Raw genomic sequence first — 24,270 nt, forward strand, 5'->3', positions numbered from 1 at the left:
ATAAACGGTATTAGCAACAGCCTCCACCCGGAGTGCATGAGGAACCAGATGCAAGATTTACCAATTCAATTTTTTGTTTTTCAGCAGGAACACCACATTTGTCCATCGCAAGGCAGGCGGTCGTTTTGGATATCAAAAGGAAGCTCCCCCCGTCATAACCTAAATCATACTTTCCAATGGTTTCTGCCTGATATTCAACTTCGATCTCTAAATCTTCCATCCCTAATACCTTTTCTGAAAGTGAAATAATATTTAGCAGTTTGCATGCTTTAAGGCGATGTTCATAATCATTGGCATCCCACAATTGAAAGTTAGCCACTTTTTCATGGCGAACGGTATCACCACAATCTATAAAATCTTTTGTGATGATTCCTACCTCTGTTACATGGAAATGCTCTGGTACAGAGTTACCATTTTCCAGTTTAAAATTTACGCCTTCAGCCGTAGCAAGGATTTCTTTTATTTCTGATAGTTTCATAATTTATATATTTAAAGTATTATTGCAATTTAACGATTGATTTATGTAAAAAAAGGTTAACAGCAAGCTGTTTCGCCTTTGTATTCAGCAAGGAAGGAACCTATTTGTGCTTCCAGTAATTTCCATGTTTTTGGATTGATACAATAGCAAATGCTGACACCCTCTATTGTTCCCTGTATAATCCCTGCATTCTTCAGCTCTTTTAAGTGCTGCGAAATGGTAGCCTGAGCCAAGCCAAGTTCACCAACCAAATCGCCACAAATGCAGGTGTTAGAGATCAGTATCCTTTGCAGGATAGCGATACGTGCAGGATGAGCCATAGCTTTTAACAAGGTCGCAAGCTGGTTCTGCTCATCGGTAAATATTTCGGTTTTTGTAAGTCCCATAATTTTATATTGTAATATTACGATACATATCAATGCAATCCAAATCTTTTAATAATTTTTTGACAAAAAGATAACTATATTAAATTGTTAAGACATGAACCGAACTTAACACTTCAAACCACGTCCGGAGAAGTTAAAATCTTTATTAAATATCATAACCTACCGTTATTAAATAACAAAAGCCAGGACAAACCCTGGCTTTGTTCTCTTCAGCTGATCACTCCATTCTTCTTATTTGAAATGTAGATTTTCGCATTATCAAAATTTAAGTTTTAATCCTCCGTTAACGACAAAGCCATCAACCGGAGCATAAATATCTCTGAAAATAGGACTGGTAATGCTTCCCGTGTAGATGCTATCAAATTTAGTCTGACGAGTATTTGTGAAATTCTCGAAGTTTACAAAAATCGAGAAACGTTCCCATATCTTTTCAGCCATCAAACCTGCCGTCCAGTAGCTTCTACCTGTAGCACCGTCATTAAGCTTCTGCTTGCTAAAGTAATAAGCCTCGGCACCAATCTTCCATTTATCTTCTATTTCGTACATCAAAACATTATTCAAGCGATGTTTCGAAACTAAGGGATAAGTGCTACTGGTGCTACCTGTATGTTGATTTACATCAGCCAGGGTATAACCAATGAATAATTTAAAATCACCATAAGTAATTTTGGCATTGGTTTCCATCCCTTTAGTGTCCAGATTTCCACTTGGCTGTACATAGGCTAAGTTACCGCCTGTAGTAGCCGCCAACAAAATTGGGTTATTGATGCGGGTATAGAAAAACATCTGGTTAATACTAAAGTCAACATTTCCATCAAACAAAGAAGTACGATAGTTCACGTCATAGTTGACACCGTAAGAGCGTTCTGCTTTGGTATTGGCGACATCAAGCGGTAATACATTTCTGAATTGGATTCGCTCGGCGTCTTCCGTAAATACGGTAGGTGCTTTATAGCCTAACCCTCCACCTAAACGGGTAGAAAAGTGTTCATTGATTTTCCACAATCCGGAGATTTTTGGCAAAAAGAAGAATCCGTATTCATTATGGTAATCACCACGAATGCCCGATTCAATAGTGAACTTTTCCGATAAGTTCCATGTGTTCTGTGCAAATGCACCAATGGTGTTGTAGTTGTAACTTCTAAGCGCATTGTTGCCATTATTGTCTTCCTTAAAATTATCAGTGAGAAAGTTTAACCCCAATACCCAATCTGCTTTTTCGCCTTTACGGCTGTAATTAGCCTCACTATAAGTAGACACCTGCACACCAGAGAAAAGATAATTTGGCAAACCAATACTGCGGTCGTAATAGCTTACCGAGTTACGGAACACTAGTTTATCGGTTTCGCTTAGTTTATGGTCAAGCTCTATCTGCGAACTGTATCGTCCGGTCTTATTCTCTTCAAAATAAGAATGTGCAGCACTTCCGTTGCCTTTAACATATTCCAGATCACCACCGATCCGCTTTTCGGTCGTAGCATTAATTCCCGCAGAAAGCGTGGTTGCTTTATTAAAGTAAAAGAAAAGTTTAGGGTTCAAGGTAAAGCGGTCAAACTTAGGGATCGCAGTCAAGCCAATGTCTGAAGGATCGTAGGCAGTTCCTTTATTATAGGCACCATAAACAGTAATTCCAATCTTATCAAATTTCTGTGCATAAAAACCACTTGCATCCAGCCCGAGTGCTGAGGTTCCGTTCAATATAAAATTAAGCTGTCTTTCTTCTGCAGGTTTTTTAGAAACTAAGTTTACCAAGCCAGCAATTGCACCGCCACCGTATAATGTGGATGATGATCCCTTGATCACTTCCACTTGTTGTAAATCAAGTGGTGCGACCTGAAGTAATCCCAATCCACCCGAAAAACCGGAATATAAGGGAAAACCATCACGGATGATTTGGGTGTATTTTCCATCCAGCCCCTGGATGCGGATGGAGGAGTTTCCACTGGTAGCAGAAGTTTGTTGGGTTTGTATGCCAGTACTTTCTGCTAGCAGCATACGAATGTCACCAGGTTTCATGTTTCCTTTTTCGTCCAGTTCTTCCCCTGCGATGACTTCTACACGGGTAGGAATATTGTCGATTGTACGACTGCTGCGAGTTGCCGATATGGTCACTTCTTCCAGTTCCTCGTCTTCTTCACCCGCTTCTTTAAGTAAAATCTCTTTCGGACTATTCTGCTGTAACGGGAAAATTAAGGTATCAGCGTAGGACTGAAAACCAACGTAGCTATATTGAATGATCTGTTTTCCAGAAGGAATATTGTTTAAAGTGACTAATCCCTTCTGATCAGATACTGCGCCTATATCCGTGTTTAAAACTTTAACTATTGCACCTGACAATGGTTTGTTCTTTTCGGAGTCTTTAACAACGGCCTTAAATGTATTTTGTGCATAGACTGTAATTGTACAGCAAATCATGGCAAATGCCACAATGAATTTCTTCATTTCAGATAAAATAAATTGTAATAGTAATTGAGTTAATAAATGGTCTTGACAGACTAGAATCTTTAGATTAAACTAATTTTGGTGGCTGCCAAATATTAGAAGAAAAACTAGCAAGATAGCTATCGGAATAGAAAAAATTTAACTCAGACATTGCAGGTGAAACCTGAAAAGATGCTATAAAATCTGTCGCTGGAATCACTCCAAAACAAACACTACAAGCAAAAAACGGTGAGCACGGGCAATTTTCTTGATTTTTCTGACCTTCTGGTTTTTTATGATTGTTTCTCTCAATGCAGATCTCATCAGGACAACAATTATCCTCCAGGTTGCAGGGAACACCAGTTAAAAAGAGTACATACAATGAAAAAAGGCAAACGAACCATTTCATGGTTTCAAATATATCAAAATTTTAATTCCATTGTATGCTTTTTTGCCTCAAACGAATTACCCAACCGAAGTCTTTAATCACATTTACTTTAAGTTCTGCACCAATAGTTTTTCACAAGCAATTTCACTTAGAACTTCTGCTGTTCTTTCGTTATAGCTAAGCTCCCTCGTTCCATCAAATGCTTCTATTAATTGAACAGTAAGTATGGTTCCTAGTTTTAAATTTTTACTGTTTAAAAACTTCAAAAAAGCATCAGAAGAGTGAATAACACCAGATAATTGAATAGTTTCTCCAACTTTGCACTCACTTAACTTTCTTTGATCAGGAAAATCTATTTTTCCATTTTTATCAGGGATAGGCGCACCATGAGGGTCAAATTTTGGGAAATCAAGGGCTTCATCCATTTTATCAAATAAGGCATTTGACTTTACATGCTCAACCTGTTCTGCTATCTCATGCACTTCATCCCAGCCAAACCCCATTTTTTCTACAAGATACATTTCAGTAAGACGGTGTTTTCGGATAATTGATGCAGCTTCTTTCTTTCCTGTCACCGTAAGGGTTACTGGCTTATAGGTTATATACCGAACTAGATTTTTATCTGCTAGACTCTTCATCATACTAGTCACAGTCGGCATCTTTATTCCTAAAAACTTACTCAATTCATTTACACCAGTCTCTCCGTTTTCATTAGCCAAAATGAAAAGCGCTTTTAGATAGTTTTCTTCTGTTTGGGAAATCATATAACAAAGTTAAACATAAAATCTTTCTGAATCATCTAGTAAAACAGGATAGTCGAATTAATTTTGTTAGTAATGTCTAACTTTATATATTTGTATGTATAAATATTAAAATTAGACCAATGAAAAAACCTTTACTTGTTACATGTATTCTGATTGGGTTTGTCGCAATTATACAATCCTGTTCTAAGCTGGAACCAACTCCTCCTAAAAATGAGGATTTATTAGATGGGCCTGTTGAAGGATTAAGTTATGAGGAAAGCCGAAGATTTCTATCAGGAGATGTAGCATTTAATGATGAAATTTTTACTCCTGAAAAAGGCTTGGGGACAGTTTTTGTAGCAACAAGTTGTGGAAGTTGCCATGCTGGGGATGGTAAGGGACATCCATTTACCACCCTTACCCGCTTCGGACAAATTGACGAAACAGGAAATAAGTTTCTAAATCAGGGTGGCCCTCAACTACAAAACAGGGCAATACTCGGCTATATTCCAGAACAAATACCCTTCGGAGCTACCTTTTCTAAATTTACACCACCTGCTAACACTGGATTAGGTTTTTTAGAACTTGTTTCTGATGCAGATATCCTGGCAATGGCAGATCCCGATGACAAGGATAAAGATGGAATTTCCGGAATTCCAAATTATGGCAACTTACCACAGTATATAATTCCGTTTGTTAATGCAATTCAAAAAGATGGAAAATATATTCATCGATTTGGCAAAAAGGCTGCTGCTTATAGTCTGTTACATCAAACTGTAAATGCATATAACCAAGATATAGGAATTACTTCAAGTTACGATCCGGTAGATGTTTATACTCATCTTACCATTGATCCAGAGATTTCGACCCAAACCGTAAATGATGTTGTGTTTTATTTGCAAACGCTTAAAGCCCCCATTCAACGTCAACAAAATGACTTAGAGGTAGAAAATGGCCGGGTATTATTTGACAGAATAAATTGTTCAGGTTGTCATAGACCTACTTTGATAACAGGTATATCCAATACAAAAGCGATGTCCAACAAAATTTTTCATCCTTATACTGATCTATTATTGCATGACATGGGGGCAGGACTTGATGACGGCTATACTGAAGGAACCGCAAAAACTTATGAGTGGAGAACACCACCACTTTGGGGCTTAGGTCTTTCTCCAAACTCTCAAGGCGGACAATATCACTTATTACATGACGGGAGGGCAAAAAGTATTGAAGAGGCTATAACGTTACATGGTGGCGAGGCTGCTAACGCCAGAAATAAATATATCCAGCTTTCAGTAGCTGATAAAAATGCACTCATCAAATTTTTAAAGTCACTATAACCATGAAAAGAAAAGATTTTATAAAAAACTGTGGTTTTGCTTGTTTGGGGGGGCTGGGAATCTCAACCCTTTTAGAAAGCTGTAGTTCTTTACAAATTTTATCGGGAGAAATTTCTGATGATGATTTGGTTGTCCCTATATCAGATTTTATAATCAAGTCTAATAAAAAACAATTTAAGAGATATATAATTGTGACCAATGATCTGCTAAAATTTCCTATGTGCATATACCGCTTTAATGAAAATACGTATTCCGCTTTATGGATGGAATGCACTCACTTAGGAGCAGAATTACAAGTATTTGGAGACAAACTGCAATGTCCAGCCCACGGTAGTGAATTTAACAACAAAGGAATCATGCAAAATGGCCCGGCTGATACCAACCTGCGAACATTTGCAATTGTTATCGAAACGAATCAACTAAAAATCTCTCTTAAAGCGATATGAAAAAAGTAATTACTACACTCACAATTATACTAGTTGGCTACTACATAGCAGAAGCTCAAATTGATCCAAAGCTTCTTAAAAGATCAATATTAGACACAGCTAAACAATCCTTAAATATGGATGCGGTTTACGAACGACCATTCATAGCTGTGGGGAAATTACCAGTTTCTTTAGGTGGATATATGGAAGCAAACTGGCAACATTCAGGTACAGATGGTGTTTCCGAGGGACATCAATTTCAGTTTAGAAGAATGACCTTATTTGTTGCTTCCACTATTAGCAAACGCATTAAATTTTTATCTGAAATTGAATTTGAACCAGCCGAAAAGGAAATTGCAATAGAATTTGCCGCCCTCGATCTTGAGCTTCATCCCCTATTGAATTTAAGAGGTGGAATGATTATGAACCCAATAGGTGCCTTCAATCAAAACCATGATGGGCCAAAATGGGAATTTACGGATCGTCCCATTGCTATGACGCAAATGTTGCCTGCCACATGGAGTAATGCTGGATTCGGTATTTATGGGAAACATTATAATACAAATTGGATGTTTGGTTATGAAATTTATTCATCCAGTGGGTTTGATAATTCAATTATTGCCAACAAGGAGAATAAGACCTTTTTACCAGCAGCAAAAGAGAATGCTGAAAGGTTTGAAGAAATGGCAAGTGGTCAACCGTTATTGACTGGAAAAATTGCAGTGCGACATAATAAGATTGGAGAGATTGGATTGTCCTATATGGGTGGCATTTACAACAAATGGTTAGATGACGGGATAGTAATAGACGACAAACGAAGATTAAATGTATTTGCTATTGATTTCAACACTACATTACCAAAACTTAATACTTTTATTACCGCCGAATGGGCTTGGATAAATGTAGGTGTTCCACCTACATATTCGCAACAATTTGGGAATAAACAACAAGGAGGCTATGCCGATATAGTACAGCCCATATTAAAAAGAAATATTCTAGGTTGGCAAAATGCCACAATCAATCTTGCTTGCCGCTTCGAGTATGTTGATTGGAATGTTGGAAAATTTAAAGAAACTGATGGAAATATTGCTGATGAACTATGGAGCATTATGCCTGGCATTAGCTTTAGACCAAGGCCGCAAACTGTTCTAAGGGCAAATTATAGAATTCAAAGTCAAAAAGATCTTTTAGGGAACCCACCGAGCCGAACTGCCGCAATACAATTCGGAGTATCAACCTATTTTTAATTGGGGACTTTGAGAAATGAAATAGCCAAAATCAATTTACATTATTTAACAGGGCGAAGTACGCATACGTGCCAAAAACCATACTTGAATCGAAATGGTATAGAAGAATAAAAAAATAAAAAATAATGTCTAAGAAAATAAGTGACATTTTTAAATTCTTCTTTTTGTTCTCACGATTTGACTTCGCTGACATGTTGTTTTTTCCTACGAGTTTGTTACACCTCTACAGAATTTCAGCAACACGATTTGTTTTCTTGTATTGGGGGACATGGAACTGTCCCATAGCTACAGAACACACAGCAGTCTCCATCTTGAGGTTTTAATCTTGTCTTGCATTTTTCGCATTCATAGAAGTACTGGCAAGAATCTGTCGGCATTATCTCCATTTTTTGATGTTGGCAAACAGGGCAAGTTATGGTAGATTCTAGTATTATTGCTTTAGTTGTCATTGGTTGATTTATTTATGATTTTATAACCTGTTTCTTTCTCTACTGCCGCTTCCAATTGTGCCAAAGAAATCTGCGTAGAATCAAATTTCACAACAGCTTGTCCTTCCCCATAAGAAGTAACAACAGATTGAACGCCTTTTTTGGATTGCAGTGCGCGATTAATATGTCCCTCACACGCCGAACAACTCATTCCGCGTACATGAAGTATGGATTGTTTACTATTGAAATTGTTTTTTGGGCTTTGCTGGATAGGTGCTTTTTGAAAATATGGCAAGTAATACGGAAAAGTAGATAATCCCACGGAAAAAAGTGCCACGATCCAGAGAAGAGTCTTTGATTGCATACCAGTCTTTTTTTTCTCACATCCACAATCATCTTTTGGAGAGGACTTATAAGCCTGATAAAATGCTATGGCCAAGATCAATGCCGTTGCTATAAGCAAATAGGGACGTATCGGTTCTACCCAGCTAAACATGGAGGCCACACTACCAACAGAACTAAACAGCGCTAATAAAGGTACAATACAGCATACGGAAGAAGTAAAAGCCAATAATATGCTCGAACCTAAAAGTTTGATGTTGTTAACTTTGCTCATACTTGTTCTGTGATTAAATTCATTTGATTAATGATATTAAAGAAAGGGTTCAGCAGTTTTAAATGTTCCAATTTCAGAGAATAGAAGATTGTTTGTCCCTCTTTCCGAAATTCGATGATATTACCATCTTTCATTTTCCGTAAGTGTTGGGAAACTGCAGGGATGCTCATTCCTAATATGTCGCTTAGATCACAGGGACATAACTCTTTTTCCTGTTCCAATAAATAGAGAATTTTTAGACGCACCTCGTTTCCAGTTAAAGAGAGAATTCCAGAAAGTTGGGTAAATGAAGTGGCATTGGTTGCGATCTTGCTTCTGCATTGGTTAATTTGCATTGGATTAGCCTTTTCCCGAATACAATTATTTAGGTGTTCCATATTTTCGATGAATATAAGAGCAAAATTAAGTATTTTTAACTATTTAAGCAAATTCTTAAATTTGTATTTGAGAAATCCAAGGTTGCAAACTATTTTAAGAGCTAATTGTAGAAGTCAAAAAGATTCGTTGGGTGCCCCACCGACTAAGACTGCCGCAATACAATTCGGAGTATCAACGTATTTTTAATTTTGTTTTTCAAAGGAGTTTTTTGTTCCCAACTTTAATTTTTTTGTCACTTAGAATTTGATTAGTAACTGACCTTATCTAAAACGTTCACTCCAATCCAAGGCCCAAAACTACAGTGATTGTAGGTCGGCAGCATCAGTGCAATGCTTTTGGAGTTCCTAGCAAATAATATCCGGATCTCTTCAATACGTCTTCAAACTACACGATTTATCCTACCTTCAACAATAGATACAAAAATTTTATTTTTCTCTTGTAATACTGAATTATATTTTTATACATTTGGAAAAAATATTTTTTTGTGAAAATAGTTAACTGGCTTATTGTTATCATCATACTTGTCATGAATTTCGTGCCTTGTAAGGATATGAACAATTCCAGGGCTTCTGTAACGAATAGAATTTCTAAAACTATAGCAGACGACAACCATTCAAAATCTGATCTTGATTCCTGCTCTCCATTTTGTTCTTGCTCCTGCTGCAATACACCTATACCAATCAATCAAGTTGTGCATATAAAAACCATATCCTTAATATTGAAAAAGGAATATGTTGATTTATATTCGGCCAATGCAGCTTCCGTTTCTCTTTCCATTTGGCAACCTCCTCAATTAAGTTAGTTAAATCATCATGTTATTGCTTGCGGCTCATTTCTCATGAAGTGTTTTCGACTATGCATTAATTAGTTTTTTATCTAACATAATTTTAATTCGATGCTGAAAAAAATCATTCAGTTTTCTATACAGAACAAGCTTGTTATTGGACTGTTTACCCTTGCATTAATTGCCTGGGGTATCTATTCCCTTAAACAGCTTCCTATAGATGCGGTACCTGACATTACAAACAATCAGGTGCAAGTTATTACCTTAAGTCCTTCACTGGCCAGCCAGGAAGTAGAACGTTTAATATCCTATCCTGTAGAACAGTCCATGTCTACTATACCTGAAATAGAGCAGGTTCGTTCCATATCAAGGTTCGGATTATCAGTAGTGACCATCGTGTTTCACGATGACGTAGATATTTACTGGGCACGTCAACAGGTTAATGAAAAATTAGCTGAAGCTAAAAATAATATTCCTGGCGGTTTGGGGAATCCTGAGATCTCACCTATATCAACTGGTCTTGGTGAGATCTATCAATACGTGATCCATGCTAAACCAGGGTTTGAGAAAAAATATACTGCACTTGAACTTCGAAGCATTCAGGACTGGATAGTAAGAAAACAACTTTTAGGCACACCGGGTATTGCAGAGGTGAACAGCTTTGGCGGCTTGTTAAAACAGTATGTAATTGCACTGGATCCAGATAAGTTAAGAAGCTTTAACTTAAGTATCAATGATGTCTTCACTTCATTAGAACAGAATAATCAAAACACGGGCGGCGCTTATATTGATAAAAAACCTAATGCATACTTCATTCGAAGTGAAGGATTCGTAGGCAGTATCTCTGATATTAACAAGATAGTAGTTAAAAATAGTGCAAGTGGTATACCGGTCCTAATCAGGGATATTGCAAACGTCCAGATTGGCAATTCTATTCGTTATGGGGCACTTACCCGTGCTACACCTGAGGCACAAGGGGAAGCAGTTGGTGGTATCGTAATGATGCTTAAAGGCGCCAATGCAAATAATGTAGTAAAACAAGTTAAGCTCAAAATCGACAGGATCAGCAAAACACTTCCTGAAGGGGTGGTCGTAGAACCATTCCTTGACCGGAGCGCTTTGGTAGACAGAGCAATCGGCACTGTCGCTAAGAACCTGATTGAAGGTGCGTTAATTGTAATTTTTGTATTAGTACTGTTCCTTGGAAACTTCCGAGCAGGACTAGTCGTTGCCTCAGTGATTCCGCTGGCGATGCTGTTTGCTATTTCCATGATGAACCTGTTTGGGGTATCCGGAAACCTAATGAGCCTGGGTGCAATTGACTTTGGTCTGATCGTTGATGGAGCCGTAATTATTGTAGAGGCCACGATGCACCACCTGGGCATGCGTAAAGCGGGCAGAATGACTCAGGAGGAAATGGATAAAGAAGTATATGAATCTGCTGTAAAAATCAGGTCTGCTGCTGCTTTCGGGGAGATCATCATTTTGATCGTTTACCTCCCTATCCTTGCATTGGTAGGTATTGAAGGTAAAATGTTTGGACCGATGGCCCAAACCGTTTCCTTTGCAATCCTGGGTGCATTTTTACTCTCTATGACTTATGTCCCTATGGTCTCTGCATTATTTTTGAGCAAAAACCCAACCCACAAAAGAAACTTTTCTGATCGCATGATGGATTTCTTCCATAAATACTATCACCCAATGATCAAAGGTGCGTTAAAACGCAGAATGGCTGTAACGATTACCTCTATTGCATTATTGGTTGTCAGTCTATTCGTCTTTAGCCGAATGGGTGGAGAATTTATCCCAAATCTGGAGGAAGGTGATTTTGCCGTTGAGACCAGATTACTAACAGGAAGCTCCCTATCCCAGACGATTGATAAAGTGAACCAGGCATCAGCCATTCTAGTGAAAAAGTTTCCGGAAGTAAAAGAAGTGGTTGGCAAGATTGGCGCTGCTGAGATTCCTACGGATCCGATGCCGATGGAGGCTTGTGACTTGACCATCATCCTAAAAGACAAAAAGGAATGGACAAGTGCTAAGACCCGCGAAGAACTAACTGAAATGATGAGTGACGCCCTCAAAGAAGTGGCGGGTGTGAGCTTTGGCTTCTCCCAGCCCATTCAGTTGCGTTCCAATGAACTTATATCTGGTGTTAGACAAGACATTGGTATTAAAATATTTGGTGATGACTTGACTGCGTTAACGGATTTTTCTAAAAAAATCGGGAGTATTGTTTCTTCGGTCGAAGGTGCCAAAGACTTATACTTGGAGCAAGCCGAAGGTCTTCCCCAGATAGTAGTTAAAATAAACAGAGATCGTATTGCACAATATGGATTAAGTGTAGAGACTGTGAACCAAGCTTTAAATGCAGCATTTGCCGGGCAGTCAGCGGGACTGGTTTACGAGGGAGAACAGCGTTACGACATGGTAGTTCGCCTGTCTCAGGAAAACCGTCAGGGTATTGATGACGTTAAGAATGTATTTGTTACTGCGCCAAATGGCAATCAGGTGCCATTGGAGCAGCTTGCTGATGTAGAGTTTAAAATTGGCCCGAACCAAATCCAGCGTGAGGACACCAAGCGACGTATTATTGTCGGTTTAAATGTACGCGGTCGGGATATTGCCAGTGTGGTTGAAGAAATACAGACTAAAATAGAACAGCAGGTTAAGTTGCCAGCCGGGTATTATATTACCTATGGCGGTCAGTTTGAAAATCTTAGAGAAGCAACCAAAAGATTATCAATAGCAGTGCCCGTAGCTTTGTTACTGATCCTGTTGTTGTTGTATTTTTCTTTTGGTTCTGTTAAACAGTCGTTGCTGATCTTTTCTGCTATCCCGATGGCTGCTATCGGTGGCATCTTCGCTCTGTTAGTAAGAGGAATGCCTTTCAGTATTTCCGCAGGTGTTGGTTTCATTGCTCTTTTTGGGGTAGCGGTACTCAATGGGATTGTATTGATTACTGAATTTAACAGGCTCAAAAAATTAGGAAGATACACCTTAAATGAAATTGTACTGAAAGGAACTGAACTTAGGTTAAGGCCAGTACTAATGACTGCCACTGTGGCTTCCCTTGGATTCCTGCCAATGGCCATTTCAACAGCTGCAGGCGCAGAAGTACAAAAGCCTCTTGCCACAGTCGTGATTGGCGGTCTGCTCACCTCAACAATTTTAACCCTTATTGTATTACCCGTGTTATATACTTATTTTGAAAGCTGGAAGGGCAAAACAAAGTCTATTCCTGCGACTGCAATTGCAATCATCATCAGTTGCCTGTTGTTCTTTAGCCCAACTGCAAAAGCGCAGATACCTGGACAAACTTTAACCATGACCCAGGCGATTGAAACGGCCATTAAAAACAACCAGGCAGTAAAATCTTCAGGATTGCAGATTAACCAGCAACAGGCCTTAAGAGGAAGTTCAACTGACCTGGGCAAAACAAGTTTCGATATCCAATATGGCCAGTTTAACAGCATACGAAAAGACAATAATTTCAGTGTATCCCAAAGTATCCCAAACCCCGGGGTATTCAAAAACCAGAGAGGTCTATACGATGCCCGAATCAAAAGTGCCGAAATTAATCTGGCTGTTACCCAAAAAGAACTGAGTTATCAAGTGAAAAGTGCATATACGCAACTGGCATACTTTGTTGCATTACAGGACTTATATAAAAGCCAGGATTCTGTATACAGTAATTTTGCAAAGGCAGCATCATTGCGCTACAAAGCAGGTGAAACCAATTTATTGGAAAGTACCACTGCCGAAACACAATATAATGAAGTGTTAAACCAGATGAGTAAGAACCGATCGGATATTCTCGCCTACACAGCTGAGCTGCAAAGACTGCTCAATTCACAGGATATTATTGAAATTGCTAAAGACCAGTTTAAGCAAGACGAATACAATAACCTGGCATTAGACAGTGCAATTTCAGCTAATCCTCTGCTTGCGCTGCAAAGACAGCAGATTATTGTCGCAGATAAGGCTCTTGCATTGGAAAAAGCACGTTCAGGTCCTGATTTTACCGTCGGTTATTTTAACCAGTCAATTATCGGAACTCAGAATGTCAACGGAAATGACCAGTATTTTAGTGGCAGTAAAAGGTTTCAAGGCGTTCAGGCCGGCATTTCCCTTCCAATTTTCTTTAAACCTTTTTCATCACGTATCAAAGCAGCAAGAATAGAAAAGCAAGTTGCGGAAAGCCAATTTAACTTATTTGAAACTAATCTTCAGGGGCAGTATAAACAGGCATATCAGGATTTACAGAAAAACGCAAGAAGTATTGACTATTACAAAAAGAGTGCTTTACCCAATGTGAATCTAATTCTAAAGCAATCACAAATCGCTTTTCAAAATGGTGAAATTGGTTATGTAGAATACTTGCAGGCCTTACGTACTTATTCGGAGATCCGGTTTAATTACCTGCAGGCCATCAATCAATACAATCAATCAGTTTACACACTTCAATACCTTATGGGTATATAATCAATAAGAAATGAAAAAGACAATTCATAATATCACACGTATCACTTCAGTACTGCTCTTGGTTATTTTAATCGCCTCTTGTGGTGGAAATAAGAAGGAAACTGAGGCAACAGCAGCCCCGGCAGAAGAAGCCCATGAGGAAAATGAGAATTCAGTGGAGATTACCCAATCACAATATAAAGCAATTGGTGTGACCTTAGGCTCACCTGAATTGAAGTCATTAAGCGGACTTTTAAAAGTTAATGGATACATCGATGTTCCACCTCAGAATTTAGTAAGTATCACCACCCAAATGGGCGGCATAGTAAGGTCGACACCACTTTTGCAAGGCAGTAACGTTAGCAAAGGGCAGGTGATAGCTGTGCTTCAAAACCAGGAATACGTACAGCTTCAGCAAGATTATCTGGAAAGCAAAAGCCAGTTGGAATTAGCCGATTCGGAATACAAACGTCAGCAGACGCTTGCAAGTCAGAACGTAAATTCACAAAAAACCCTGCAACAGGCAAAATCCCAGTATCAGATCATCCAGGGCAGAGAAAATGCATTAAAGCAACGCCTACGCCTGATCAATATCAATCCTGGCAGCTTGTCGCCTACGAATATCAGAAGTGAGATCAATATATATGCACCGATTAGCGGTTATGTGACCAAGGTAAATGTGAATACCGGGAAATTCGTAAACCCTAATGATGTCATGTTTGAAATTGTAGACAATTCAAACCTGCACGTTGAGTTAAAGGTCTTTGAAAAAGATGTGGACAAAGTTAAGCCGGGACAAGGCGTGAGATTTATCTTAGCGAATGATCCCGATACCATTCAACAGCGGGCAGTAGTTCAGCTGGTAGGAAAGGAAATTGCAACAGACAAAACCGTTACTGTACATGCAATTGCCAAAGGAAGCAAAAATTTTATTCCGGGCACTTATTTAAAAGCCTATATCGAGGCCGGTACCACCCAAGCTATGGCCTTACCACTCAGTGCTGTCGTTGATTTCCAGAATAAAAAGTACATTTTCATTGCAAAAGCGGCAGGAAAAGAGGCCGGCCATGCAAAAGAAAAAAATGAAACGGAACATAAGCATGATCCAAAGGAATCAGAGCATGAAAAAGAAGCTGAAGGAGAATCCTTTCACTTTGAGATTCTGGAAGTTACTACTGGCACCAGTGATGGCGGATATATACAGTTGGAATTGCCAAAAGGTATGGATCTTAAAGGAAAGGTTGTTTTAACGGGAGCTTATGATCTGCTATCGAAATTGAAAAATAGCGAAGAACATGAGGGGCATTAGAAAATACTCAAAAAGAACTAAGTAAATAGAATGAAATTATGTGCAGCAAATCTGCGCACATAATTTCTATGTACCCTAATTTAAAAAATGGCTTATGACTTTTAACCCGTTGAAAAGTCGGTATGCGGTACTTTATGCGTTTGCGGTGTTTTTCATAACCGCATCGATATCGCTACGTATTGCTTTTATTTATGTCTCGCTTAAAGATACCGAATTGACTTTAAAAAGCGCCTTAAGTATATTTACGAAAGGTTTGATTTTTGACTTTGGAGTAGTTTTATATTTTGGCCTCTTGTATGCAATTTATCTATTATTACTGCCTCAGAAGTTAAACCGCTCATCTTTTAATAAGGTTATCAGTTATATAATTGTCTTTTTAATGATCTTAATCTCCGTGTTCTCCTTTTTTGCGGAGTTCACCTTTTGGGGAGAGTTTGAAAGTAGGTTTAATTTTATTGCTGTTGACTATCTAATCTATACGCATGAGGTTGTTAATAATATCAATGAATCTTACCCTTTGCCCTACCTAATTTCTGGTGTAGTTACCATTACTATTGCAGTTATGGTTCTACTGATCAGGACCAACAATTTTAGTGACAGTTTCAAATCCAACACAAGGTTCAAATGGCGACTTATCCATTCGCTGATCATGGGTTTATTGATTGCTGTTTATGCATTATACATAAACAATAGCTGGGCGGAAAAAAGTGAAAACCGATACCAGAATGAACTATCTAAGGCGGGAATTTATTCCTTCTTCTCGGCTTTCAAAAACAATGAACTCAATTATGAACAGTTTTATTCACTATTGAGTAATGAGCAGGCTTTTGCCATTACCCGGAGTTTACTTAAGGAGCCAGGCTCCAGATATACAGGTAATTTACAGTCGATTAGAAAAAACATCAAACCGTTAGGCGGTGAACAACAATTACCTAATGTAATCATGGTTGTACTGGAAAGCTTTAGCGCAGATTTTATGGGGAAATTTGGGAATGAACGGAAAATTACCCCAGTATTGGATTCCCTGGCAGATCATAGCTTATTCTTTACGAATATGTATGCCACCGGCACAAGGACAGTACGGGGAATGGAGGCATTAACACTGGCTGTACCCCCAACCCCCGGAAACAGTATAGTCCGGAGGGAAAAGAATAAACAATTGAGCACTATTGGCAGCATTTTTAGAACCAAAGGCTATCAAACAACGTTCTTTTATGGAGGCGACGGTTATTTCGATAACATGAACCAATATTTTGGCAGTAATGGGTTTGACATTGTGGACAGGGGCAGGAAACTCGCAATTGGCGATGATTACAAAACAAGAAGAACGATGATACCCGACAACGAGGTCAATTTTGAAAATGCCTGGGGAATCTGCGATCAAGATTTATTTGGTGCAGTACTTAAGGATGCCGACTCAAAATTTACGGCTAAACAGTCATTTTACAATTTTGTAATGACCACCTCCAACCATAGGCCGTTCACTTATCCTGAAAGAAAGATTGACATTCCCTCTGGTTCTGGCAGAGACGGGGCGGTAAAATACACCGATTTTGCAATTGGTCAATTTTTAAAACAGGCCAAATCAAAGCCATGGTTCTCCAATACCATATTTATTTTTATAGCGGACCATTGTGCAAGTAGTGCCGGTAAGAACGAGATCGATGTAGCGAAATATCATATCCCCGCATTGGTCTATAATATACCGAACAGTAGGCCAACTCGTATAGATAAAATCTGTTCGCAGATAGACCTTTATCCCACTTTATTTTCCTTACTGAATTGGTCATACATCAATAATAATTATGGCAAAAATGTACTGGACAGCACTTATGTTCCCAGGACAATGATTGCAACTTATCAGAAGTTAGGCTTTATGAAAAATGATAGTTTGGTCATTTTAAGTCCCCGCAGGAAAGTTGAATCCGCTTTTTACGACAGATCAACAAACGAGCAAAAGAAGGAAAAGGTTTCTCAGCAACTGATCAATGAGGCGATTGCCTATTACCAGACAGCCTATTATTTATACAGTAAAGGAGGGTTAAAAGAGTAACCTGTCGGCCGCTCAAAGTTTCAACACTAACATCAATCCCATAGCTATGAAAACAGACAAAAAAAATGGAAATCAACCAAAAACCCTACCTATGAAAGACGGGGCTAAAACAGCGAGCACCAAAGTCGGGGCCGCCGATAAATCGGATAATCATGTCGAAGAAAAAGGGCATCAACACGGTGGAGTTTTTGGAAAAAATACCGAGCTAATATTTTCATTGATTTGCGGAGCTGCTCTGGGAGCGGGCTTCGGATTATCTTATGTGGCAGGTATGCCTGAACGGGTCAGTCTTATTCTTTATATAATTGCCTATTTCTTTGGTGGCTTTTTTACGGCAAAAGAAGCAGTTCAAACCATAATGAAAGGCGGGTTTGAGATTGATTTCCTGATGCTGGTTGCTGCAATCGGAGCTGCCATATTGGGTTCATGGATGGAAGGCGCCCTGCTGCTATTCCTTTTCAGTTTGGGACATGCACTGGAGCATTACGCAATGAGTAAAGCACGTAAATCCATTGAGGCGCTGACCAGCCTAGCTCCCCCAACTGCATTGGTGGTTAGGGATGGCAGCCAACAGGAAATCCGTATTGAAGAATTGGTTTTAGGAGATGTCATTGTCATCAAACCCAACAGTAAAATACCGGCGGATGGTGTGGTGATCAAAGGTGAAGGAAGCGTAAACCAGGCACCAATAACCGGGGAAAGTGTACCGGTCGACAAATCGCCTGTTCCTGATCCAAATAAAGATTACATCAATGAAAAAAGCATTAAACCCCAATACCGTGTGTTTGCAGGTACCATAAACGGGGCAGCTGTTCTGGAAGTTAAGGTGATCAAAGAAGCCAAAGATTCAACCATTTCCCGTTTGGTAAAAATGGTCAATGAGGCTGAGAAACAAAAATCTCCAACTCAGTTGTTTACAGATAAATTCGAAAAGTATTTCGTGCCAGTTGTACTGGTACTGGTGGCAGCGCTATGTTTTGCTTTCCTGGTGATCGACGAACCATTTAGCAAAAGCTTTTACCGGGCTATGGCTGTATTGGTGGCCGCTAGTCCTTGTGCGCTTGCCATTTCCACTCCAAGTGCGGTATTAAGCGGTGTCGCCCGTGCTGCCAGAGGTGGGGTATTGATTAAAGGCGGAAGACCACTAGAAGACCTGGGATCTCTGAATGCTATTGCTTTTGATAAAACCGGCACGCTGACTGAAGGAAAACCTCAGCTAACCAACGTGATCCCTTTAAACGGGATTTCTGAGGAGGATTTACTGGTTGTAGCCATTGCAGTAGAGAAACTAAGTGACCATCCCCTTGCGGAGGCTATCGTCAAAGGAGGTCTTGAAAAACTTAAAAAGCAATCTATTCCAGAGGCCAGTAAAGTGAAAGGCATCACAGGACGGGGTGTACAAGCGGAAGTTGGCGGTAAAAAGATACTCATTGGAAATAAGGCATTGTTTGAAAAAGACAATGTACCAGTGGAGATCATCAAACAAGTGGAAGACCTCGAAAAAGGTGGTCACACATCTATGCTGGTCAAACAGGATAAGGATTTCATAGGTATTCTATCTCTTATGGATGTACCCCGTAAAGAGGCGAAAAATGTGCTGAAAGAACTTTCTGCGTTAGGTATTAAAAAAATGATCATGCTAACTGGTGATAACCAGCAGGTGGCTGAAGCCGTTGCTAAACAGATCGGCATCACTGATGCGATGGGTAACCTCATGCCAGAGGATAAAGTTAAAGCCGTCCAAAAACTGGATAAGTCGGAAAAAATGGTAGCTATGGTTGGAGATGGTGTTAATGATGCTCCGGCAATGGCCAAGAGTACGGTAGGTATTGCAATGGGAGCTGCCGGGTCTGATGTCGCTTTAGAAACCGCAGATATTGCCCTAATGGGAGACAAACTGGAAAGTCTGCCTTTTGCAATAGGTTTAAGCCGCAAGGCAAAGGGTATCATCAAGCAAAACCTTTGGATTAGTTTGGGTGTAGTGGCAGTTTTGATACCGCTTACGATTCTGGGGGTGACCTCTATCGGGCCCGCAGTGATGGCACATGAAGGTTCCACCTTAGTAGTCGTTGTAAATGCACTTCGCCTCCTTGCATATAAAAACAACCAAAAAAAAACCAGTAAGTCTGGAAGAGAGAAGAAAGCTTAAAGACAGTGTTATTCCCTAAAGCCGTATGGCTGGCCATCGTTTTCCGTGCGTAAGACGGTGGTCAATTGGGAATAAAGGATCTATTTTAGCAACGCTATAAAGATGAAGAATCCAAAAGTTTAACCTGATTATCCAATGAGAATACTGGACACCTATTTTCCCGTTGTGGTGACGGTTGCGGTTTTTTCTGCCCTGCTAATCGGATTTATCCTTGCAGACCATCACATTTTAAGCGACATCGTAGAAGTTGACGAAAATATCCTTTTTTGGGCAAACGACAACCATAACCAATTTATTGCTAAGCTCATGCTACAATCAGGGAACTTCCATTTATTAATTCCCTTTTATGGTTTCCTGGTATTCATGACGCTTTTTCATGATAAGATGAAATTTATGCAGGTACTAGTTTTTATCGTGTTGTATGTTGTGGTTTGCAATGGAATGATCTTCACGGTCAACTTATTGTTTGCACACCTACGTCCATTATATATGGAGACTATGGCTGGTTCCATGCAAATAAAAGCCGTCGGCATTGGGAAACAATTTGGTTGTCTTCCTATGTCTTCAAGCTTAGCGGGAATTGCCTATTTCAGCTGTCTTTATTTCAAGAGACATTACTGGCCGCTCAAAGCAATGGTAGTCGCCTGGGCGATTATCAACTTGTATACTAATCTACATAGTGGTTGGAACTACCCACATGAAATCCTTATTGGGTTAGTAATCAGTCTGGTTATCGCTCATTTTACATTTAAATTATACCTGTATTACTTAAGAAGGGGAAAATTAACATGGTAGGCCGTCTAAGGAAAATAGCCAATTACATCAACCAAGTGGATGCACATCACAAGTTGTATACGTCAATAGGAGTTGCAGTTCTGTTTTTTGTAGCTACTACAGGTAAATTTAAAGATCCAATTCATTACATGCTGGCTTGGCTAGCATATGTTATGAGTACATTAATATTGGCATGGATCACCATTCTAAGCTCCCATCCTGCTGATGTAAAGAATGAGGCTCATGCTCAGGATTCCAGCCGGACAGTGATTTTTTTCTTTGTAATCGCAGTGGCTTTCGCCAGTCTATTGGCTGTGCTTTTACTCTTGGAAAATGCCTCATCTCAAACCGAAAAGGAATTTTCTGGAACCGCCCTAATCCCTCTTGCTTGCGTTGCAGGCTCTTGGTGGCTCCTACACACCGTATTTACACTTCGCTACGCCCATCTTTATTATTGCGATTTAGACCATCATAAGGGCGGAAAAAACATAAAACCGGAAGGCTTAATATTTCCAGATGAAGAAGAACCCGACTATATGGATTTCACTTACTTCTCTTTTGTTATTGGAATGACCTTTCAGGTTTCAGATGTGCAGATTACTTCTAGAAAAATAAGACGGCTTGCCTGGATGCACGGCATTTTAGCCTTTGCCTTTAACACGTTTATTGTCGCATTAACAATTAATATTATTGCAGGCCTTACACAGAAATAAATCAAAATATTGACACAAATAGAAAATAATTATGACCTGGACACTAGAAAATTTCCCGCTGGAAATGCAGGATCTTAAGCCAATTATTAGGGAAAAAGCAATTGAGATTGCAAACCAGCTAAAGAAGGAAAGAACTGTTAATGAGCTGGCCATTGTTGAAGAAGCTATTAAGCAGGCAGAAGAGTGGTTTTTAAATCTTGAAGGATGACCTATGGATTTAATTGGAAAAATGGATTTGGAAAACGAATTAAGCATTGTTTTACGACTTCTGATCGCCCTTCTTCTTGGTGCATGGATTGGCCTTGACCGGGAAAAACACGGAAGTAGCGCTGGTATACGGACCTATGCTGCAGTTTGTTTGGGCGCGACCTTGTTTACAGCAATTGGCCAGCATTTAAATGATACGGCTGCTGTCTCCAGGATAATAGCTAATGTAATTGTTGGCATTGGCTTTTTGGGCGCAGGCATTATTTATAAAAATGATAAAAGGAACCAGTCTCAGGGGTTGACCACTGCTGCTACAATTTGGTGTACCGCCGCGATCGGTGTCGCAGTTGGGTTAAATATGCTCATTATCGCATTTGTTTCATCGGCAGCGATTTTCTTTTTACTAATTCTTCACCATCAGCAATGGTATTTAAAATGGAAAAAGAAAATGCAGGAATATCATAAGAATGAAGACTTAGACGATTGAGGGATGAAGTCGAATGCATATAAAAATAAACGGAATAAATCGGTGAAAAATACAATAAATATGCCCAGACCTTCACTTAAACCTAAAACAAAAAAGAAAAAAAAGACTATTAGGCCAGGGCTTTATTCGATGATTTTTTTCTGGATACTAGCAATTTTACTCGGAGCTGCTATTATCATGAAAATGATCCACTTTTTTAATACCCATTGGCAGTAATAAAATCAGATTAAGCAATCTTAAAAATGAAAAAACACATTACATATACTATTTCAATTCTTTTGATGTTTTTGACTACAAGTTTATTTAGTCAATCTCCTCCGGTAGTTTTTATATCAATATCTGACACATCAGGTAAAAAGAAAGCAGATCAACAACAAAATTTTAAAAACCCTGTTCGTGTATCGTCAATTATCATTCCTTCGGTTGCGCTAGCTTATGGATTTGTAAAGCTGGGAAACAATGCACTGACCAATTTGGATGTTGAGGCTAAACATGAATTTTACAGCGAACATCCTCACAAGCAATTTATAGTCGACAACTACCTTCAGTTTGCACCAGGAGCAGCAGTGTTTGCACTTAATGGATTAGGCCTTAAAGGTAAAAATAGCCTCTTAGATCAAAGCGGGGTTTATTTATTGTCCAATATCATCTTAAATGCGACTACCCAAAGCTTTAAGGGGATCACCGCTGTAACCAGGCCAGATGGAACTCCGAGAGCATTTCCCTCCGGCCATGCTGCGGAGGCATTTGCCTCGGCTGAATTTCTTCGCAGAGAATATGGGGATCAGTCGGTCTGGTACACAGTCTCAGGCTATACCGCAGCTGCGACAGTAGGAATTTTGAGAATGTACAACAATAGGCACTGGTTTAGTGATGTGGTGGCGGGAGCTGGACTTGGCGTACTGTCAACCCAGGCCTCTTACTGGTTATACCCCAAAATCAAAAGAATGTTCTCCAATAAACCTAAAAATAATGCACTAATTATGCCAGCTTACAGATCAGGTACTTTCGGACTTGGGATGGTGAAAACATTTTAATCAATTAGGTGATATGACATGTCAATCTAAACTCAGCGTCGTTAGACAAGCTCCTCCAAAATTGAAAGGAGGTAGAACACCTAAAAAACATGAACAAAAGAAAAGAAAAAAAATGCGATCACTTTAATGGATTTTATATTTTATATTTTCTTTCTACTAATCATGTCGGTCGTTGTCTTTGGTGCCTACATACACATTTCAATTTATTACCTGAAATAGATAGTCAACTTCAGCGTAATACCCAGGCGAAAGCACAATTAAAACTTTATCAGGATGTTTTAGTCTGGTATAATGATGCTATAGAAATCAGACAACATCAGCAAAAACCAGCACAACTCCTGGATGATCTTGATCTAATTGTAAGTGAGGTTAATGAACACAATCGCAAATGGGTCGGTATTCCAAAGATTAAATTTCTGGTAAAATTTGATGCAGGTGCATTTAATGCCGCTCTAGACATGATTTACGAAACCGAAATCCTGATTGCGTCTGATTTTCATACCGCATTTAATTATGCGCTAAACAAATGGCAAAGTCTCTTCCTGGGATTGAACTTTACGATATTTTCGGTAAATAATTAAATGAATGTGAGAAATATTTTTTACACAAAAAAGAAGGCTAGATAGCCTCCTTAAAACTTTATCTTTATGCGATGGTGAACGTCCAGATAATTGAATTCCAGTTTTTCCTAAAGCGACCTGCCATGCGATTTGTTCTGTTCGTTTGTGTTTTCCGCAGAATTTATCCCATGCCCAATATCTTGAACCAATGGTTTTACATATTGATCAGCGAAAAGTCCAGCGTTCTTTAGAACGCTTTCAGGGATGTTAGTATTTAAGATTTTAACTCCACCCTTTAGTTCTTTGAATATGTGTTTTGCAATAGTATTTGTCACACTCTCGGGGCCAGTTGGATGAGATAATACTTGTTGAAGTGGCACATTGTAGGTTTGGACACTCCATGAGTAATCATTGGGTTTGCCAAATACAATACCTTTTTCCATATCCTTTGCCACCTTCTTCTGGATTTTTTCCAACTCTTTTTTACCTAAGTAATCATTAAGTAGGTCGTCAATGTGGTGTTCAAGGGTCATAGGTATAGAAAATGCCTCCATGTAATCATCTTTAGGATAATGTTTATCAGGAAGTGCTTTAGCATATTGCTCTGCCTGACGTATAAGTTCTCGTCCCTCTTTATTGTCTCCATCGTAATAGGTCGGGCCTCCGCGACCATCGTTTTTTGCGGTTCCAACACGTTTGCCTTCGATGTATAGACTCGCCTGGAAAGCCAGTGTTTCTTCGCTAAAGGATTCGTAATACTTGATATTTTTTAGTTCAATGTTCATAGTGCTATTGTTTTAAGATTTTCTTTATTAGGTTAAATTTTAAGCACAGCAATGCACCCTGGTCCGTAGGAACCAGGGTACATTGCTGTTAGTTATCT

23 protein-coding genes are annotated in these 24,270 nt (G+C 39.2%); 14 read left to right on the forward strand and 9 right to left on the reverse strand.

The genetic code is table 11. The features are described from left to right. Window positions 1–10: 10 nt before the first annotated feature. From R2Q66_RS05800 to R2Q66_RS05820, 5 genes are all read right to left on the reverse strand, one after another. Window positions 11–478, reverse strand: a complete 468-nt coding sequence (locus R2Q66_RS05800; RefSeq protein ID WP_316747063.1) for a DUF6428 family protein — start codon at window positions 476–478, stop codon at window positions 11–13. 56 nt (window positions 479–534) lie between these two features. After that, window positions 535–864, reverse strand: coding sequence for a metalloregulator ArsR/SmtB family transcription factor (locus R2Q66_RS05805; protein ID WP_316747064.1), 330 nt, complete (start codon window positions 862–864; stop codon window positions 535–537). A gap of 258 nt (window positions 865–1,122) precedes the next feature. Next, a complete protein-coding gene (locus tag R2Q66_RS05810; protein ID WP_316747065.1) occupies window positions 1,123–3,306 on the reverse strand; it encodes a TonB-dependent receptor domain-containing protein in 2,184 nt (727 codons plus the stop codon). 67 nt (window positions 3,307–3,373) lie between these two features. Continuing rightward, window positions 3,374–3,694: a hypothetical protein gene (locus tag R2Q66_RS05815; RefSeq protein WP_316747066.1), complete on the reverse strand. Its 321-nt coding sequence runs from the start codon at window positions 3,692–3,694 to the stop codon at window positions 3,374–3,376. 83 nt (window positions 3,695–3,777) lie between these two features. After that, a complete protein-coding gene (locus tag R2Q66_RS05820) occupies window positions 3,778–4,437 on the reverse strand; it encodes a metal-dependent transcriptional regulator (protein ID WP_316747067.1) in 660 nt (219 codons plus the stop codon). 119 nt (window positions 4,438–4,556) lie between these two features. Here R2Q66_RS05820 and R2Q66_RS05825 point away from each other — a divergent pair, with 119 nt between their 5' ends. From R2Q66_RS05825 to R2Q66_RS05835, 3 genes are read left to right on the forward strand one after another with little or no spacing between them, the layout of a single operon-like run. Further along, window positions 4,557–5,756: a di-heme oxidoredictase family protein gene (locus tag R2Q66_RS05825; RefSeq protein ID WP_316747068.1), complete on the forward strand. Its 1,200-nt coding sequence runs from the start codon at window positions 4,557–4,559 to the stop codon at window positions 5,754–5,756. 2 nt (window positions 5,757–5,758) lie between these two features. Then, window positions 5,759–6,202: a Rieske (2Fe-2S) protein gene (locus R2Q66_RS05830; RefSeq protein WP_316747069.1), complete on the forward strand. Its 444-nt coding sequence runs from the start codon at window positions 5,759–5,761 to the stop codon at window positions 6,200–6,202. Further along, window positions 6,199–7,428 carry a hypothetical protein gene (locus tag R2Q66_RS05835; protein WP_316747070.1) on the forward strand — a complete coding sequence of 410 codons (1,230 nt, stop codon included), beginning with the start codon at window positions 6,199–6,201 and terminating at the stop codon, window positions 7,426–7,428. The genes R2Q66_RS05830 and R2Q66_RS05835 overlap by 4 nt, the downstream gene beginning before the upstream one ends. A gap of 233 nt (window positions 7,429–7,661) precedes the next feature. Here the strand turns inward: R2Q66_RS05835 and R2Q66_RS05840 are convergent, their stop codons facing one another. From R2Q66_RS05840 to R2Q66_RS05850, 3 genes are read right to left on the reverse strand one after another with little or no spacing between them, the layout of a single operon-like run. Continuing rightward, on the reverse strand, window positions 7,662–7,877 hold the full coding sequence (locus R2Q66_RS05840; RefSeq protein ID WP_073233006.1) for a GDCCVxC domain-containing (seleno)protein: 216 nt from the start codon (window positions 7,875–7,877) through the stop codon (window positions 7,662–7,664). Next, window positions 7,867–8,472, reverse strand: a complete 606-nt coding sequence (gene merTP, locus R2Q66_RS05845; protein ID WP_316747071.1) for a mercuric transport protein MerTP — start codon at window positions 8,470–8,472, stop codon at window positions 7,867–7,869. The genes R2Q66_RS05840 and merTP overlap by 11 nt, the downstream gene beginning before the upstream one ends. Then, window positions 8,469–8,849 (reverse strand): metalloregulator ArsR/SmtB family transcription factor, encoded by a 381-nt coding sequence (locus tag R2Q66_RS05850; RefSeq protein ID WP_316747072.1) that lies wholly within the window; start codon window positions 8,847–8,849, stop codon window positions 8,469–8,471. Before R2Q66_RS05850 ends, merTP begins: the two co-directional genes overlap by 4 nt. A 485-nt stretch (window positions 8,850–9,334) precedes the next feature. Between R2Q66_RS05850 and R2Q66_RS23895 the strand changes: the two genes are divergently transcribed. The 11 genes from R2Q66_RS23895 to R2Q66_RS05900 all read left to right on the forward strand — a co-directional run bounded on the left by R2Q66_RS23895 (window position 9,335) and on the right by R2Q66_RS05900 (window position 23,408). Further along, window positions 9,335–9,652, forward strand: coding sequence for a DUF6660 family protein (locus tag R2Q66_RS23895; protein WP_410479382.1), 318 nt, complete (start codon window positions 9,335–9,337; stop codon window positions 9,650–9,652). A gap of 93 nt (window positions 9,653–9,745) precedes the next feature. Continuing rightward, a complete protein-coding gene (locus R2Q66_RS05855) occupies window positions 9,746–14,119 on the forward strand; it encodes a CusA/CzcA family heavy metal efflux RND transporter (protein WP_316747073.1) in 4,374 nt (1,457 codons plus the stop codon). 10 nt (window positions 14,120–14,129) lie between these two features. After that, a complete protein-coding gene (locus R2Q66_RS05860; protein ID WP_316747074.1) occupies window positions 14,130–15,407 on the forward strand; it encodes an efflux RND transporter periplasmic adaptor subunit in 1,278 nt (425 codons plus the stop codon). A 94-nt stretch (window positions 15,408–15,501) separates the two neighbouring features. Next, window positions 15,502–17,460, forward strand: coding sequence for an LTA synthase family protein (locus R2Q66_RS05865; RefSeq protein ID WP_316747076.1), 1,959 nt, complete (start codon window positions 15,502–15,504; stop codon window positions 17,458–17,460). A gap of 46 nt (window positions 17,461–17,506) precedes the next feature. Continuing rightward, window positions 17,507–19,609, forward strand: coding sequence for a heavy metal translocating P-type ATPase (locus R2Q66_RS05870; protein ID WP_316747077.1), 2,103 nt, complete (start codon window positions 17,507–17,509; stop codon window positions 19,607–19,609). 135 nt (window positions 19,610–19,744) lie between these two features. After that, entirely contained in the window at window positions 19,745–20,404 is a 660-nt protein-coding gene (locus tag R2Q66_RS05875) for a hypothetical protein (protein ID WP_316747078.1), read from the forward strand. Next, the gene (locus tag R2Q66_RS05880; RefSeq protein ID WP_316747079.1) at window positions 20,398–21,096 is read left to right on the forward strand and encodes a DUF1345 domain-containing protein; all 699 of its coding nucleotides are present in this window, start codon (window positions 20,398–20,400) and stop codon (window positions 21,094–21,096) included. Before R2Q66_RS05875 ends, R2Q66_RS05880 begins: the two co-directional genes overlap by 7 nt. Window positions 21,097–21,127: 31 nt before the next feature. Further along, the gene (locus R2Q66_RS05885) at window positions 21,128–21,304 is read left to right on the forward strand and encodes a hypothetical protein (protein WP_316747080.1); all 177 of its coding nucleotides are present in this window, start codon (window positions 21,128–21,130) and stop codon (window positions 21,302–21,304) included. A 3-nt stretch (window positions 21,305–21,307) separates the two neighbouring features. Next, window positions 21,308–21,790, forward strand: a complete 483-nt coding sequence (locus R2Q66_RS05890) for an MgtC/SapB family protein (RefSeq protein WP_316747081.1) — start codon at window positions 21,308–21,310, stop codon at window positions 21,788–21,790. A 242-nt stretch (window positions 21,791–22,032) separates the two neighbouring features. Further along, the gene (locus R2Q66_RS05895; protein ID WP_316747082.1) at window positions 22,033–22,827 is read left to right on the forward strand and encodes a phosphatase PAP2 family protein; all 795 of its coding nucleotides are present in this window, start codon (window positions 22,033–22,035) and stop codon (window positions 22,825–22,827) included. A gap of 89 nt (window positions 22,828–22,916) precedes the next feature. Continuing rightward, window positions 22,917–23,408, forward strand: a complete 492-nt coding sequence (locus tag R2Q66_RS05900; RefSeq protein WP_316747083.1) for a hypothetical protein — start codon at window positions 22,917–22,919, stop codon at window positions 23,406–23,408. A gap of 107 nt (window positions 23,409–23,515) precedes the next feature. Here the strand turns inward: R2Q66_RS05900 and R2Q66_RS05905 are convergent, their stop codons facing one another. Next, window positions 23,516–24,172: a hypothetical protein gene (locus tag R2Q66_RS05905; RefSeq protein WP_316747084.1), complete on the reverse strand. Its 657-nt coding sequence runs from the start codon at window positions 24,170–24,172 to the stop codon at window positions 23,516–23,518. Window positions 24,173–24,270 lie beyond the last annotated feature (98 nt).

Source organism: Pedobacter gandavensis (assembly GCF_032677645.1).
GTDB classification, from domain to species: domain Bacteria; phylum Bacteroidota; class Bacteroidia; order Sphingobacteriales; family Sphingobacteriaceae; genus Pedobacter; species Pedobacter gandavensis_A.